Raw genomic sequence first — 14,870 nt, 5'->3', positions numbered from 1 at the left:
GTATGCTACAAGTTGCGCTGCGGGCCTGCGCGCCTCGGACGTAGCAGGTCGCGCTCGCATCTGTTGAAGACCCCACATGTCTTGGGACGTACGTATGTACGTGACGAGAGTTCAGTTTGGGTGTCCTTGGTGGAGCGACACGGGTCCCGGCGTGGTAGTACCTACGACTTCATGTCCGTACCGGAGCCCCTTTCCTAATGACGAGCAGCACCGAGGCCCCCACCACTCCGCAGGTTGCGGTCAACGACATCGGCGACGCCGAGGCCTTCCTCGCCGCGATCGACGAGACCATCAAGTACTTCAACGATGGTGACATCGTCGAAGGCACCATCGTGAAGGTTGACCGTGACGAGGTGCTCCTCGACATCGGTTACAAGACCGAGGGCGTCATCCCGTCCCGCGAGCTGTCCATCAAGCACGATGTCGACCCGCACGAGGTCGTCGCCGTCGGCGACAGCATCGAGGCCCTGGTCCTCCAGAAGGAGGACAAGGAGGGTCGTCTGATCCTGTCCAAGAAGCGCGCCCAGTACGAGCGCGCCTGGGGCACGATCGAGAAGATCAAGGACGAGGACGGCATCGTCACCGGTACCGTCATCGAGGTCGTCAAGGGTGGTCTCATCCTGGACATCGGCCTCCGTGGCTTCCTCCCGGCCTCGCTCGTCGAGATGCGTCGTGTCCGCGACCTTCAGCCGTACGTCGGCAAGGAGCTCGAGGCCAAGATCATCGAGCTGGACAAGAACCGCAACAACGTGGTCCTGTCCCGCCGTGCCTGGCTGGAGCAGACCCAGAGCGAGGTCCGCCAGACCTTCCTCACCACCCTGCAGAAGGGCCAGGTGCGCTCTGGCGTCGTCTCCTCGATCGTCAACTTCGGTGCCTTCGTGGACCTGGGTGGCGTCGACGGCCTGGTGCACGTTTCCGAGCTGTCCTGGAAGCACATCGACCACCCGTCCGAGGTTGTCGAGGTCGGCCAGGAGGTCACCGTCGAGGTTCTCGACGTTGACATGGACCGCGAGCGCGTCTCCCTGTCGCTGAAGGCGACCCAGGAGGACCCGTGGCAGCAGTTCGCCCGGACCCACCAGATCGGTCAGGTCGTCCCGGGTAAGGTCACCAAGCTGGTTCCGTTCGGTGCGTTCGTCCGCGTGGACGAGGGCATCGAGGGTCTGGTCCACATCTCCGAGCTGGCCGAGCGCCACGTGGAGATCCCGGAGCAGGTCGTCCAGGTCGGCGACGAGATCTTCGTCAAGGTCATCGACATCGACCTCGAGCGTCGTCGCATCAGCCTCTCGCTGAAGCAGGCCAACGAGTCCTTCGGTGCCGACCCGGCGTCGGTCGAGTTCGACCCGACCCTGTACGGCATGGCCGCGTCCTACGACGACCAGGGCAACTACATCTACCCCGAGGGCTTCGACCCGGAGGCCAACGACTGGCTGCCCGGCTACGAGAAGCAGCGCGAGGAGTGGGAGCGCCAGTACGCCGAGGCGCAGCAGCGCTTCGAGCAGCACCAGGCGCAGGTCATCAAGAGCCGCGAGGCCGACGCCGAGGCTGCGGCCGCGGGCGAGGGTGCCCCTGCCGAGACCGGCGGCGGCGCCGTCTCCGGTGGCTCGTACTCCTCGAGCAGCGACGAGACCTCGGGCGCCCTGGCGACCGACGAGGCCCTCGCCGCCCTGCGCGAGAAGCTCGCGGGTGGCCAGAGCTGAGGCTCTGCCGCTGAGGTTGTAGGTCCCTAGGGCCTGAAGAACCCCCGTCCGATCACTCGGGCGGGGGTTCTTTCTATGTTTCTCAGAGGCTTCTCGGCCTTTCTCGGCCTTTCTCGGCCTTTCTTGGTCCTTCTCGGTCCTTCTTAGTCTTCGGCTTATCCGGAGCTGATGACTATGGCGGAGCCCATAGCGGAAGCCCCTACCGATCATGGGGCAACTCGGTCACCGTGGACAGAGTTGCCCCGGACCGGAAGCAAGGCCTCCTTATGCACCAGACCCCCAAGCGCTGCGGCGGACCATTCGCCGCGGTGGGCCGGTTCAGCTTCCGTCACCGTCGTTGGGTGGCGCTGGCCTGGGCCGTGCTGGTGGTTCTGGGCCTGGTCTTCGGCACGAAGGTGTTCAACGCCGCCGCGCCGTCCGCCAAGGCAGCGGGCTCCGAGTCCGCCACAGGGGCCGCGCTGCTCTCCCAGGCGGGAGGCACCAGCAGCGACGCGCTCCAGGCGTTCATCTCCGGCAAGTCGCCCGCCGACGCGGGTGTGCAGGCAGCCGTCGCCTCCGCCGAGCACGACCTGCGCGCGCTGCCCGGCGTCGCCCAGGTCAGCGACGTCCGGGCACAGGACGGCTCCTCGCAGATCCTGAGCGTCCAGCTGAGCAACCCTGCCGCGGTCACCAAGGCCTCGGAGCGGCTCCAGGCCATCGGGACCGAGTCGGGGACCACCGTCAAGCTCGGCGGCAATCAGGTGCTGAACCAGCAGGTGCAGCAACAGACCAAGTCGGACACCGAGAGCGGCGAGATGATCGCGCTGCCGGTCACCCTGGTGGTGATGGTGCTGATCTTCGGCGGATTCATCGCCGCCGGGCTTCCGATGCTGGGAGCGATCGGTTCCGTCGCCGGCGCGTTGTTGGCGCTGCTGGGCTTCACCCAGATCATGCCGATGGACACCAGCGTGCTGCCGATCACCACAGTGCTGGGTCTGGGCCTCTCCATCGACTACGCGCTGCTGATGGTCAACCGGTTCCGGGAGGAGCGCAGCAAGGGCGCGACCATCGAGGCGGCCGTCGAGCGCACCAGCGCCACGGCCGGGCGCACCATCGCCTTCTCCGCGCTGACGGTGACCGTCGCGCTCTCGGGTCTCTTCGTGCTGACCAGCCCGATCTTCCGGGCCGTGGCGGCGGCCGGTGTCAGCGTGGTCGTGATCACCGTCCTGTCCGGGCTGACCCTGGTCCCCGCACTGCTCGGCTTCGCGGGCAAGAAGATCAAACCGCCCAAGCGCGGTGTCAGTGACGACGGCAGGTTCGCCCGGATCGTCCGCCTGGTGCAGCGCAAGGCGCTGCTGGTGGCCCTGGCCACCTCGGCGGTGCTGATCGCGTGCGCCGCGCCGTTCTTCAGCGCCCACGCCCAGAGCCTCAGCACTCAGGTGCTACCCACCAGCTTCTCCAGCCGAGACGTCGCCGACGCCGTCGCCGCCGACTACCCCCAGTTGGCCGACCCGGACGTCACGGTCTTCATGAAGGCCGACCCGGGCCTCGCCAAGGACTACGCGGCCAAGGTCGCCACCCTGCCCGACGTGCGCTCGGCGCAGGTCGACGAGTCCGGCCCCGGCTGGGCGGCGGTCGGCGTCCACGTCGACGGCTCGTCGCAGGGCGCGACCGCTCAACACGTGGTCGAGGAGCTGCGCGCCGACCGGGGCGGGATGCAGACCTGGGTGACCGGCAACGCGGCCGACGTGGTCGACTTCCACCACGAGATCGACACCCGCGGCCCATGGGCGCTCGGCCTGATCGTGGTGGCCACCTTCCTGCTGCTCTTCCTGATGACCGGGTCCGTGGTGGTGCCGATCAAGGCGCTGGTGATGAACCTCCTCTCGCTCGGCGCGGCGCTGGGCGTGATGACGCTGGTCTTCCAGGACGGCTGGTTCAGCGGACTGCTCGGGTTCACGCCGACCGGCGGTCTGGAGGCGTGGATCCCGGTCCTTGTCTTCGTCTTCTCCTTCGGCCTGTCGATGGACTACGAGGTCTTCCTCCTCTCGCGGATCAAGGAGCTGCACGACGAGGGGCAGAACTGCTCCAGATCGGTGGAGCTGGGCGTCCAGCGCAGCGGGCGGATCATCACCTCGGCCGCGGCGTTGATGGTGATCGTCTTCCTCGGCTTCTCCAGCGGGCGGATGCTCGACATCAAGGAGATCGGACTGGCCCTGGCAGTGGCCGTGCTGGTGGACGCGACGCTGGTCCGGATGCTGCTGGTGCCCGCCACCATGTCGCTCTTCGGCAAGGGCAACTGGTGGGCCCCACCGCTGCTGCGCCGGCTGCACGCCCGGTTCGGGTTCAAGGAGCACGCCACGCTCCCGCCGCTGCCGGTCGCCTCGGGCGCGCTGCCGGTGCAGCGGGCCGGCGCCCCGGCGGGTGCGGTGGCCGAAACGGAGTCCGTACCGGCCGTTGCAGTTGGCCCGGAGCGCCGGGCGGCCTGAGCCCGGGATAGTGCGGCATCAGCAGTTGCCGATAGGTTGCTGCCCATGGTGAAGGTTGGGCTGACCGGCGGTATCGGTGCCGGCAAGAGCGAGGTGTCGAGGCGGCTGGCCGCGCTCGGCGCGGTCGTGGTGGACGCGGATCTGATCGCGCGCGAGGTCGTGGAGCCGGGCACGCCCGGACTGGCTGCCGTCGTCGCCGAGTTCGGGCCGGAGATCCTGACCGCCGACGGCACCCTGGACCGGCCCAAGCTCGGCGCGATCGTGTTCGCCGACGCCGACCGGCTCGCCGCGCTCAACGCCGTCGTCCACCCCCTGGTCGGCCGCCGTTCGGCCGAGTTGGAGGCCGCTGCCGGTCCGGACGCCGTCGTGGTCCACGACGTGCCGCTGCTCGCCGAGAACGGTCTGGCTCCGTTCTACGACGTGGTCGTGGTCGTGGACGCCTCCGACGAGACCCGGCTGCACCGCCTGGTCGAGGTGCGCGGCATGACCGAGACGGACGCCCGCGCCCGGATGGCCGCCCAGGCCGCCCGCGAGGCCCGGCTCGCCGTGGCCGACCTGGTCATCGACAACGACGGCCCGATGGAACAGCTGGACGCCCAGGTGGCGGACGTCTGGCAGAAGCTCCAGGGCCGCGGCGCGGCATAGGGGCCACCCGGTTCAGACGCCGAAGAGCCCGAGCGACTCCGCTGCCGCGGCCGGGAAGCCGCGGCCAGTGGGCCCGGCCGGAGCCGGAGCGCCGAGGACCCACACCTCGACCCGGCCGGACTGGGCCGGGGACTCGGGTGTGCGTTCGCGGACGCGCTCCAGCCGGTAGCCCAGCTTGCGCGGCACGGCCGAGCTGGCGGCGTTGGCCTCGTCGACGTGTATCTCGGCCCGGGAGATGCCGGGCAGCGTCAGCGCCTCCTCGGTGAGGCTCCGCGCCAGCGTGGTCGCCACGCCCTGGCCGGTGAGCTGCCGGGCGACCCAGTAGCCGATCTCCAGCGCCCCCGCACCGACCCGGGCGTGGAGTCCGCAGCCGCCGACGACCGTGTCCGGATCTCCGCTCGGCTGGATCACGTAGGAGTAGCCCGTGTCCGTCTCCCACTGGGCGACGGCGTGCTCGCAGTTGGCCGTGGTCTCCGCGAGGGTGGGGGCCTGGTGGGCCCAGGGCACCCACGGACGCAGGTGGTCGAGGTTGGCCAGGATGGCCGCGTTCAGCGCGGCGGCGTGCGCAGGGCGTCGACGGCGCAGCTCCAGGCCGTTGCCGAGCGCGATCACCTCCGCCGGGCGGTCGGTGCGCGGCGCGTCGTCCTCCGCCCCGGGACGTGCCAGGTCAGCCTGCTGACCATGCGTCACCTCTGGGGTGCTGGGAGTGCTGCGGCCGTCGGTCTTCATGCGCTCATCCTTGCGAAGGCCGAGAGGCGAGTCCAGCACCTTTCGCCCGCCTGTGGAAAACCACCGTCGCGGCCGCCGGAACCGCAGGTGAGGGCCGTGTTCCAGCCGGGAAGGCGGCCAGCGGCGTGCCGTCCGTAAGCGGCAGCTCGCGTGCCTCGTCGGACAGGTTGACGCCGAGGGAGAGCGGTCCCCGGCACATCGTCAGCCAGCCCTCCTCCTCGTCGAACCGCACCTGCGGCACCTCGCCGGAGGCCAGCGGGCGCAGTCGCAGCAGCAGCCGGTACCAGTCCAGCAACTCGGCATGGTGCCCGCGCTGCGGCTCGTCCCAGTCGAGGGTGGAGGCACGCACGGTCGAGGTGGCCTGCGGGTCGGGGATCTCCTCCGGCTTCCAGCCGTGCGCGGCGAACTCACGGCGGCGGCCCTCGCGCACCGCCCGGGCCAGGGCGGGGTCCTGATGGTCGGTGAAGTACTGCCAGGGGGTGCGCGCGCCCCACTCCTCGCCCATGAAGAGCATCGGTGTGAACGGCGACAGCAGCGCCAGCGCCGCACCGGCCGCCAGCCGCTCGGGCGGGAGGGTGGCGGAGAGCCGGTCGCCCTGGGCGCGGTTGCCGATCTGGTCGTGCGTCTGGGTGTAGCCGAGCAACCGGTGCAGCGGCGTCCGGGCGGGGTCGATCGGGCGGCCGTGGGAGCGGCCGCGGAAGCTCGACCAGCTGCCGTCGTGGAAGTAGCCGGCGGTCAGTGTCTTGGCGAGGGCGGCCAGCGGCCGTGCGGCGAAGTCCGCGTAGTAGCCCTGGCTCTCGCCGGTCAGTGCGGCGTGCAGGGCGTGGTGGAAGTCGTCGCTCCACTGGGCGTCGAGTCCGGTGCCACCGGCGGCCCGCGCGGTGATCAGCCCGGGATCGTTGAGGTCGGACTCGCCGATCAGGAAGAGCGGTCGGCTCACCTGCTGCGACAGCTCGTCGACGGCAGCGGCCAGCTCCTCCAGGAACGGCAGCGCGCGGGTGTCGACCAAGGCGTGCACGGCGTCCAGCCGGAGGCCGTCGAGCCGGTACTCGCGCAGCCAGGTCAGCGCGCTGCCGACGAGGTACGCCCGCACCTCGTCCGAGCCGGGCGCGTCCAGGTTCACCGCCGAGCCCCAGGGTGTCTGGTGACGGTCGGTGAAGTAGGGGCCGTAGGCGGGCAGGTGGTTGCCGGACGGGCCGAGGTGGTTGTGCACCACGTCCAGCACCACACCCAGTCCGTGGGCATGAGCAGTATCGACAAAGCGCTTCATCCCCTCAGGTCCGCCGTAGGGCTCGTGGACGGCCCAGGGCGCGACGCCGTCGTAGCCCCAGCCGTGCTGCCCGGGAAAGGGACAGACCGGCATCAGCTCGACGTGGGTCACCCCGAGGTCGGCCAGGTGACCGAGCCGCTCGGCGGCGGCGTCGAAGGTCCGCTCCGGGGTGAAGGTGCCGATGTGCAGTTCGTAGAGGACGGCTCCGGCAAGTCCGCGCCCGGTCCACGGGTGCTGCCACCGGAACGCCGCGTGGTCGACGAGTTGTGACGACCCGTCCGGCCCGTCGGGCTGACGCGGCGAGCGGGGATCGGGCAGGACCGGCCCGCCGTCGAGGCGGAAGCCGTAGCGTCCGGCCGCCGGATCGGTGGGCACGTCGGCCCGCCACCACCCGCCCCGCCCCGGATCCGGCCGCATCCGGTGTGACGCGCCGTCCACGACGACCTCGACCCGTTGCGCCTCGGGTGCCCAGACCGCGAAGCGGTGCGGGCGGGTGACGAGGGGCTGGGGCACCGCGACAACTTCAGGTTCGGACGGCATACCGGACCTCCTACCCGCGCCGGGGATGCGTGCATGCCTGGCCCCGCGAGCCTTCCGCCATACGGCCAGGTCAGTTCGCAGGCGGCGTCAGGTCGCGGGGTCCGTCCGGACCAGCAGTGCCACCGGGAGTTCGGCCAGCAGCTCCGCCAGGGCCACCGCGCCCCAGAAGCCGGTCCGGGCGGTGAGCGCCTCGGTCCAGGTCCCGGGCGGAAGGGGGAGGGTCTGGCGGCCCCAGCCGCCGGACCGTTCCAGCCCGTGCGGGAGGCGGGTCACCACGGTCAGCGTCGCGTCGCCCCGCAGGAACGCGAGCGCGTGCGGGCTCGGCGTCTGCCACGGCGTGTACGAGGCCCCCCGCGCGGGGTGCAGGTCCAGGTGCCTGTGCGCGTGCAGGGCGGTGCGGGTGAGGTCGGCCTTCTCGGCGGCCAGGCCGTGCGAGCGCCGGTGCGGGGACGAACCCGGCTGCGTGCCCGGCTCTGGACGTGGGTCGTTCGGAAAGCCGACCACGTCCCGGTTGTCCGGGTCGACCAGGGTGTAGAGCGGGAACTCGCTGCCCTGGTAGAGATCGGGTGCGCCGGGCATGGTCAGGTGGAGCAGGGCCGCGCCCAGGGTGTTGGCCCGGGCGTACGGCGCGGTACGCGCGACGAAGGCCTCGATCCGCGCCGCGAGCGCGGGAGTCTCCGGCACGGAGCGGGCGAGTGCGGTGACGGCGCGCTCGTAGGCCGGGTCGGGGTCGGTCCAAGTGGTGTGGAGTTTGGCCTCGCGGACCGACTTGAGCATCACCTCGGTGAGCCGTTCGCCGTCCACGGGCCAGGCGGCGAAGGCGGTCTGCCAGAGCAGGTCCTCGGCGTCGCGGTCGTGGGGCAGGCCGCCGTCGGGAGCCAGCGCGGACCAGGCCGCGCGCTCGGTCGCCCACTCCTCCGGAAGCTCGGCGAGGACCGCGAGCCGGGCGCGGGCGTCGGCGCTGCGCTTGGTGTCGTGGGTGGAGAGCGCCGTCATGGTGTGCGGCCAGTCCCGGGCGATCCGCGCGCAGAAGGCGTGGAACTGCTCCGGGGTGACGCCGGGTCGGGCGGGGGCGCCGCCGACCTCGTTGAGCGAGAGCAGCGGGTGGTGCCGGTAGTAGGCGGTGTCCTCGACGCCCTTGGCGGCGACGGCCGACGAGGTCTGGCCGAACCGGGCACGCAGCGAGGCGGGGGAGTCGGGGTCCAGCAGCAGCTCGCGTATCAGTCGGGCGGTCGCGGCGTAGGGGGCGGGGAGCAGCACCTCGTCCGGCGGCGAGAGCAGCGCCTGCGCGTCCGACACGGGCAGCGGCTCGCCTGGGACCGGGTAGGGCCGGTAGCGCGGGAAGGCGGTGAGCAGCCCGGCCAATGCCTCGCGGACGGCCCAGGACGGATGGTCGGACCGGTCGGGCAGGTCGGGCTTGTCGGCGCAGGCGGCGGCGACCTCGCGGACCAACCGCGCGACCTCCGCGTCCAGTTCGCCCTGCGGCGCGACCAGTTCGGCCTTGCCGCGCAGTGCCGCTCCGGCGGCGACCTCGGCCGGTGGCCGCAGCGCCCGGACCACTCCCGCGCCGTCCGTCAGCACCCCGTCGATTCGCCGCAGCGCGTCGTAACCGGTGGTACCGGCGCACGGCCAGTCGCTGGGGAGCGTCTCGTCACCGGTCAGGATCTTCTCGACCACGACATGCGCCCCGCCGGACGCGTCCCGCAGGCGACGCAGATACTCGCGCGGGTCGGCCAGCCCGTCCGGGTGGTCCACCCGGAAGCCGTCCAGCACGCCCTCGCGATGGAGCCGGAGCAGCAGCTCGTGGGTGGCGTCGAAGACCTCGGGCAGCTCGACGCGGACGGCTATCAGCTCAGTGACCGTGAAGAAACGCCGGTAGTTGAGTTCCGTCCGGCCCAGCCGCCACCACGCGGGGCGGTACCACTGGTGACGCAGCAACTCCGGCAGCGGCAGGTGCTCCGTGCCCGGACGCACGGGGAACACCTGATCGCCGTACCGGAGCACCGGCTCGCCACTTGCGCCCTCCGGGCTGCCCGCCCCGTCGGCACTCCCCGTGCCGTCCGACGTCTCGATCTTCAGGTCGCCGGCCGCCACGACGGCCCCCAGCCGGTGGCCCAGGATCGGCAGCAGCACCCGGCCCTGCTGCGCGTCCCAGTCGATGTCGAACCAGCGCGCCCACGGTGACTCCGGACCCTCACGCAGCGTGTGCCAGAGCGGCCGGTTGAGGTGGAGCGGGGAGGGCACGGCCATGTGGTTGGGCACGATGTCGGCGAGCAGGCCGAGGCCGTGGTCGCGCGCCGCCGCGGCCAGCGCCCGTAGCCCGGCCTCGCCGCCGTGGTCGGCGCTGACGGCGGAGTGGTCGACGACGTCGTAGCCGTGCCGCGATCCCGGCACCGCCTGCAGGATCGGCGACAGGTGGAGGTGCGAGACGCCGAGGTCCGCCAGGTACGGCACCGCGGCGGCGGCCTGCGCGAAGCCGAAGCCGGGCTGGAGCTGCAGACGGTAGCTGGCCGTCGGGACCCGGCGTGCGGCAGGAGTCATACCCACACGCCTACCCCACGCCGAGCCCCGTCACGACCCGGATGAGGCAATCGGTCGAACCGGCGTGCGCCCGCCGGCCGCACGCCGTACCCTGCGTGCCCTGGCGCGGCCCCGCTCAGGCGGGACGCTGGAGCACCATCATCGACCGGTCGGTCAGCCGCAGCGTCTCACCCGCCCGCACCTTGGCACCCGTGCCCGGGGCGATCGTCCACGGCAGCGAGGTGTCCACCACGAGTTGCCACTCCTGGCCGTGATTGAGCGGGACCACGAACTCCAACGGTTGTGGGCTGGCGTTGAAGAGCAGCAGGAACGAGTCGTCGGTGATCCGGCCGCCGCGCCGGTCGGGCTCGGAGATGGCGTTGCCGTTGAGGAAGACCGTCAGCGACTTGGCGAAGGACGCGCGCCAGTCCCTGGCGGTCATCTCTTCGCCCTCGTTGGTGAACCAGGCGATGTCGGTGAGCTCGTCGTGGGTGCCGGAGACCGGGCGGCCGTGGAAGAACCGTCGTCGGCGGAAGACCGGATGGTCGCGCCGGAGCCATACCATGTGGCGTGTGAACTCCAGCAGTTGACCGGCCGGGCTCTCCTCGTCCAGCCGGGGCCAGCGCACCCAGGAGATCTCGTTGTCCTGGCAGTAGGCGTTGTTGTTGCCCCCCTGGGTGCGGCCGAACTCGTCGCCGTGGAGCAGCATCGGCACGCCCTGGCTCAGCAGCAGGGTGGCGATGAAGTTGCGTTGTTGCCGGGAGCGCAGGCCGAGCACCGTCGGGTCGTCCGTCTCGCCCTCGACGCCGCCGTTCCAGGAGCGGTTGAAGGACTCGCCGTCGCGGTTGTCCTCGCCGTTGGCCGCGTTGTGCTTCTGGTTGTAGGAGACCAGGTCGCGCAGGGTGAAACCGTCGTGGCAGGTGACGAAGTTGATGCTGGCGATGGGACGGCGACCGTCGTCCTGGTAGAGGTCGGAGGAACCGGTCAGCCGTGAGCCGAACTCGGCCAGTGTGGCGTTCTCGCCGCGCCAGAGGTCGCGCACGGTGTCCCGGTAGCGGCCGTTCCACTCCGTCCACAACGGCGGGAAGCCGCCGACCTGGTAGCCGCCCTCGCCGAGGTCCCACGGCTCGGCGATCAGTTTGGCCTGGGAGACGATCGGGTCCTGCTGGACCAGGTCGAAGAAGGAGGAGAGCCGGTCCACCTCGTGGAACTGGCGGGCCAGGGTGGCCGCCAGATCGAAACGGAAGCCGTCGACGTGCATCTCGGTGACCCAGTACCGCAGCGAGTCCATGATCAGCTGCAGCACGTGCGGGCTGCGCATCAGCAGGCTGTTGCCCGTGCCGGTGGTGTCCTCGTAGTACCGGCGGTCCTCGGCCAGGCGGTAGTAGGAGGGGTTGTCCAGCCCGCGGAGGGCGAGGGTGGGGCCCAGGTGGTTGCCCTCGGCGGTGTGGTTGTAGACCACGTCGAGGATGACCTCGATGCCGGCCGCGTGCAGCGACTTGACCATCGACTTGAACTCCTGGACCTGCTGGCCGCGGTCGCCGAGCGAGGAGTAGGAGCCGTGCGGGGCGAAGAAGCCGATGGTGTTGTAGCCCCAGTAGTTGGACAGGCCCATGTCGCTGAGCCGGTGGTCGTCGACGAACTGGTGCACCGGCATCAGCTCGATCGCGGTGATGCCGAGCTTGACCAGGTGCTCGATCACGGCGGGGTGCGCGATGCCCGCGTACGTGCCCCGGATGTCGTCGGGGATGCCGGGGTGGAGCTCGGTGAGGCCCTTCACATGGGCCTCGTAGATGACCGTGCGGTGGTAGTCGGTGCGCGGCGGACGGTCGTTGCCCCAGTCGAAGTACGGATTCACGACGACCGAGGTCATCGTGTGCGGGGCGGAGTCGAGGTCGTTACGGCGGTCGGGGGAGCCGAAGTGGTAGCCGTAGACGGACTCGTCCCAGTCGATCCGGCCGCTCATGGCCTTGGCGTAGGGGTCGAGCAGCAGCTTGGCGCTGTTGCAGCGCACCCCGCGCGAGGGGTCGTACGGCCCGTGTACGCGGAAGCCGTAGCGCTGGCCCGGCTGCACGCCGGGCAGGAAGGCGTGGCGGACGAACGCGTCCGTCTCGCGCAGCTCGACCGAGGTCTCGGAGTCGTCGTCGCCGAGCAGGCACAACTCGATCCGCTCCGCCGCCTCGGAGAACACGGCGAAGTTGGTCCCCGCGCCGTCGTAGGTGGCGCCCAGGGGGTACGGCTGGCCCGGCCAGACTTGCATGGTCCTCAACCAATCCTGTCTGCTCGGAGCGGGGCTCGGCGTACACCCCGGAGCGCCCCGGAATCGAGGCTCTCCCGGGGTGATGCCCGCCCCGACTCGTCGTCATGTCCCAGTGCATCGTGGCGTAGCACACGGGTTCCCATGACCGACTTGCCGGTTCTTCGCCCGAACGAGTGTCTGCGTCCCACGGTTGCCCAGCTGATGTCCGTCGGTTGTTCGGATCCTTACGTCCGGGTGGACCAGCGGCGACCGCACGGGGACGACACGGGGGCCGGTGCGGGCGGAGGAACGTTCCGCCGACGCGCGCAACTGCCCGGCGTCGAACTGCTGCACCTGCCTGCTGATGCGAAGTACCCTTGATCGTCAGCTGATCGTCCGGACCCGCGCGGACGGTCCGCATCCGGCCGCCCGGCGCGGTACGGTGTGGGCGGCCGACAGGGCGCGCCACCGCACCGCACGCCCCAACGGCCGGGCGGGTCAAGAGGGATGACGTGGAATAGGGACGGACGGTGAGCTCCGGAATGGTGGTCCCCGACGGGGGTTCCCCGGGGAGCGCGGCGCGGGGCGACGCCCCCACCGGCGTCGAACGAGTCGCCCGTACCGGCCTCGGCCGCACCGTTCCGCACCAACCGGGCTCGCTGGAGCCGTCGTTGGCCTGGCCCGGGACGGCCTGGGAGGAGGCCAGGGTCCGGGTGCGCCGCGCCGGGCGTGCCTATGTCTGGCTCAACCTGGTCGAACAGCGGCTGCGTTCGGTGGTCGCCGAGGTGCTGCGCCCGGTCTACGAACCCGCGCACGGTGACGACTGGGTCATCGCCGCGGCCGGACCGGCCGGCGAGGAGTGGGTCCAGCGGGCCGGCGCCGTTCGCGAGGTCAGCCGCCGCAAGGGCTACCTGCTCGACCCGGACGACGACGCGCTCGTGATCTTCCTCACCCTGCCGCAGCTTCGTGAGCTGATGGTCCAGCACTGGCCCTGCTTCGAGCCCTTCCTGAACGACCGCCGGGAGATCGAGGTCGCCCTGGACGAGCTCGAGGTGGCCCGGCACGTCGTCTCCCGCAACCGCACGCTCTCCGAGAACGTGCTGGCCCAGGCCGAACGGGCCGCCGCCCGGCTGCTGCTGCTGCTCGACGGCAGTCTCCACGAGGGCTCCGCCTCGCTCGCGCTGCGCGCCCCGGTGGACGCCGTCGAGGAACTGGTCGGCGACCGCTACGCCGACGTCATCGGTGTCCACGCGGACCGGGTCCGGCTCCAGCGCGATCTGCCGGTCGAGGACCTGCTGGCGGGGGCGCGGCGACTGGACGCCATCGGCATCGGCCTGAGCATGCTCTGCCAGAACTTCACCGGGCGGCGGCTGGTCGGCCTCGCCGACTCCGGCTGCCGGGTGCGGCTGCTCTTCCTCAACCCGGCCAGCAGCTCGCTGCGCCGCCGGGAACGCGAACTCGGCCTCGGGCGAGGCGAGTTGGGCAAGGCGGTGGAGATGAACATCATGCACGTGCGCCGGGTGCGGGCCCGGCTGCGGGACGCCGGCGCGTTCGAGATCCGCGTCTACGACGAGATGCCGCGTGCCTCGGCCTATCTGGTGGACGGCGACGGCCCGGACGGGCTGGGCGTGGTGCAGCCGTACCTGCGGCGCTCGCGCGGAATGGAGTCGCCGGTGCTGGTACTGCGCGGCGGCACCTCCGCGCCGCTGACGCCGGGTCGGACGCCGGAGCCGGGCCTGTTCCAGATCTACCAGGAGGAGTTCGAGGGAGTCTGGGCTGACTCGCGGCCCGTCTCCTGAACCTCCTGGACCGTTCCCTCGCCCGCCCGTCGGCCCGTCCTCGGCCCCGAGCCCGCCTGACCGTCCGACCTGGACGCGGGCTTGTCAGTGCCGCACGCGATGATGGTCCGGCAAAGGGACGAGAGGACGCGCCTGATGAGTTGGATGCACGACACCCTGGTCGGCTTCGATCTGGAGACCACCGGCACCGAGCCGAGTCGGTCGCGGATCGTCTCCGCCGCGCTGATCGAGGCCAAAGCCGGTGAACCGGTCAGGCGGCGCGCGTGGTTGGCCGACCCGGGCGTCGCGATCCCCGCCGAGGCCACGGCCGTGCACGGCATCACCACCGAGCGCGCGGTCGCCGAGGGCCGCCCCGCGATAGACGTGGTCGCCGAGGTGGCGGCCGCACTCGTCTCGTACCTGCGGCAGGGTGTCCCTGTCGTTGTCTACAACGCGCCGTTTGATCTGAGCCTGCTCGCCGCCGAGCTGGGCCGGTACGACCTGCCCTCGCTGGAGCGCCAGCTCGGCGGCGCGGTCGGGCCGGTGCTCGACCCGCTCACCGTCGACCGGGCGGTGGACAAGTACCGCAAGGGCTCACGCTCGCTGGAGAACGCCTGCGCCCTCTACGGCGTCGAGCTGGCCGAGGCGCACGAGGCGGGCAGCGACGCGCTGGCGGCTGTCCGCGTGGCGCTGGCCCTGGGGGAGTGGTATCCGGACCGGGTCGGCGCGGTCGACCCGGCCGAGCTGCACCTCGCCCAGATCCGCTGGCACGCGGACTGGGCGGAGGGCCTGCAGTCCTGGCTGCGCCGCTCCAAGGATCCGCAGGCCGTCGTCGACGGCACCTGGCCGCTGCGGCAGCCCGACGCGTCGGCGGAATGAGGTCCGACCCCGGGGTGACTCAGGGTCGGTTCGCGGGCGCATCTCCACCCTGAGCAGGAGGCGGATCCACCCGGGGGACGAGGTAGAAGTCTGGTCCGGCCAGGC

The 14,870-nt window shown here is 71.3% G+C and carries 9 protein-coding genes; 5 read left to right on the top strand and 4 right to left on the bottom strand.

The annotated features are described in order from the left end of the window. Positions 1–197 precede the first annotated feature (197 nt). The 3 genes from rpsA to coaE all read left to right on the top strand — a co-directional run bounded on the left by rpsA (position 198) and on the right by coaE (position 4,810). Positions 198–1,697, top strand: coding sequence for a 30S ribosomal protein S1 (gene rpsA / locus ABH928_RS10280; protein ID WP_370064494.1), 1,500 nt, complete (start codon positions 198–200; stop codon positions 1,695–1,697). A gap of 266 nt (positions 1,698–1,963) precedes the next feature. After that, complete coding sequence (locus tag ABH928_RS10275) at positions 1,964–4,165, top strand: MMPL family transporter (RefSeq protein ID WP_370064492.1); 2,202 nt, start codon at positions 1,964–1,966, stop codon at positions 4,163–4,165. A gap of 45 nt (positions 4,166–4,210) precedes the next feature. Further along, positions 4,211–4,810, top strand: a complete 600-nt coding sequence (gene coaE / locus ABH928_RS10270; protein ID WP_370064491.1) for a dephospho-CoA kinase — start codon at positions 4,211–4,213, stop codon at positions 4,808–4,810. A gap of 12 nt (positions 4,811–4,822) precedes the next feature. Here the strand turns inward: coaE and ABH928_RS10265 are convergent, their stop codons facing one another. From ABH928_RS10265 to glgX, 4 genes are all read right to left on the bottom strand, one after another. Beyond that, positions 4,823–5,539, bottom strand: coding sequence for a GNAT family N-acetyltransferase (locus ABH928_RS10265; RefSeq protein ID WP_370064490.1), 717 nt, complete (start codon positions 5,537–5,539; stop codon positions 4,823–4,825). A 4-nt stretch (positions 5,540–5,543) separates the two neighbouring features. Then, on the bottom strand, positions 5,544–7,349 hold the full coding sequence (treZ, locus tag ABH928_RS10260; RefSeq protein WP_370064488.1) for a malto-oligosyltrehalose trehalohydrolase: 1,806 nt from the start codon (positions 7,347–7,349) through the stop codon (positions 5,544–5,546). Between the two features lie 87 nt (positions 7,350–7,436). Continuing rightward, positions 7,437–9,890 (bottom strand): malto-oligosyltrehalose synthase, encoded by a 2,454-nt coding sequence (gene treY, locus ABH928_RS10255; protein WP_370064486.1) that lies wholly within the window; start codon positions 9,888–9,890, stop codon positions 7,437–7,439. Positions 9,891–10,005: 115 nt separating this feature from the next. Then, the gene (glgX, locus tag ABH928_RS10250) at positions 10,006–12,129 is read right to left on the bottom strand and encodes a glycogen debranching protein GlgX (protein ID WP_370064484.1); all 2,124 of its coding nucleotides are present in this window, start codon (positions 12,127–12,129) and stop codon (positions 10,006–10,008) included. A 521-nt stretch (positions 12,130–12,650) separates the two neighbouring features. Between glgX and ABH928_RS10245 the strand changes: the two genes are divergently transcribed. Both ABH928_RS10245 and ABH928_RS10240 read left to right on the top strand, forming a co-directional pair. After that, complete coding sequence (locus ABH928_RS10245; protein WP_370065000.1) at positions 12,651–13,907, top strand: SAV2148 family HEPN domain-containing protein; 1,257 nt, start codon at positions 12,651–12,653, stop codon at positions 13,905–13,907. Positions 13,908–14,042: 135 nt separating this feature from the next. Beyond that, complete coding sequence (locus tag ABH928_RS10240; RefSeq protein ID WP_370064482.1) at positions 14,043–14,765, top strand: exonuclease domain-containing protein; 723 nt, start codon at positions 14,043–14,045, stop codon at positions 14,763–14,765. Positions 14,766–14,870 lie beyond the last annotated feature (105 nt).

This window comes from Streptacidiphilus sp. MAP5-3 (genome assembly GCF_041262505.1).
Lineage (GTDB): Bacteria > Actinomycetota > Actinomycetes > Streptomycetales > Streptomycetaceae > Streptacidiphilus.
The sequence above is the reverse complement of the archived record's forward strand: the minus strand, read 5'-3'. Positions and strand labels throughout refer to the sequence as shown.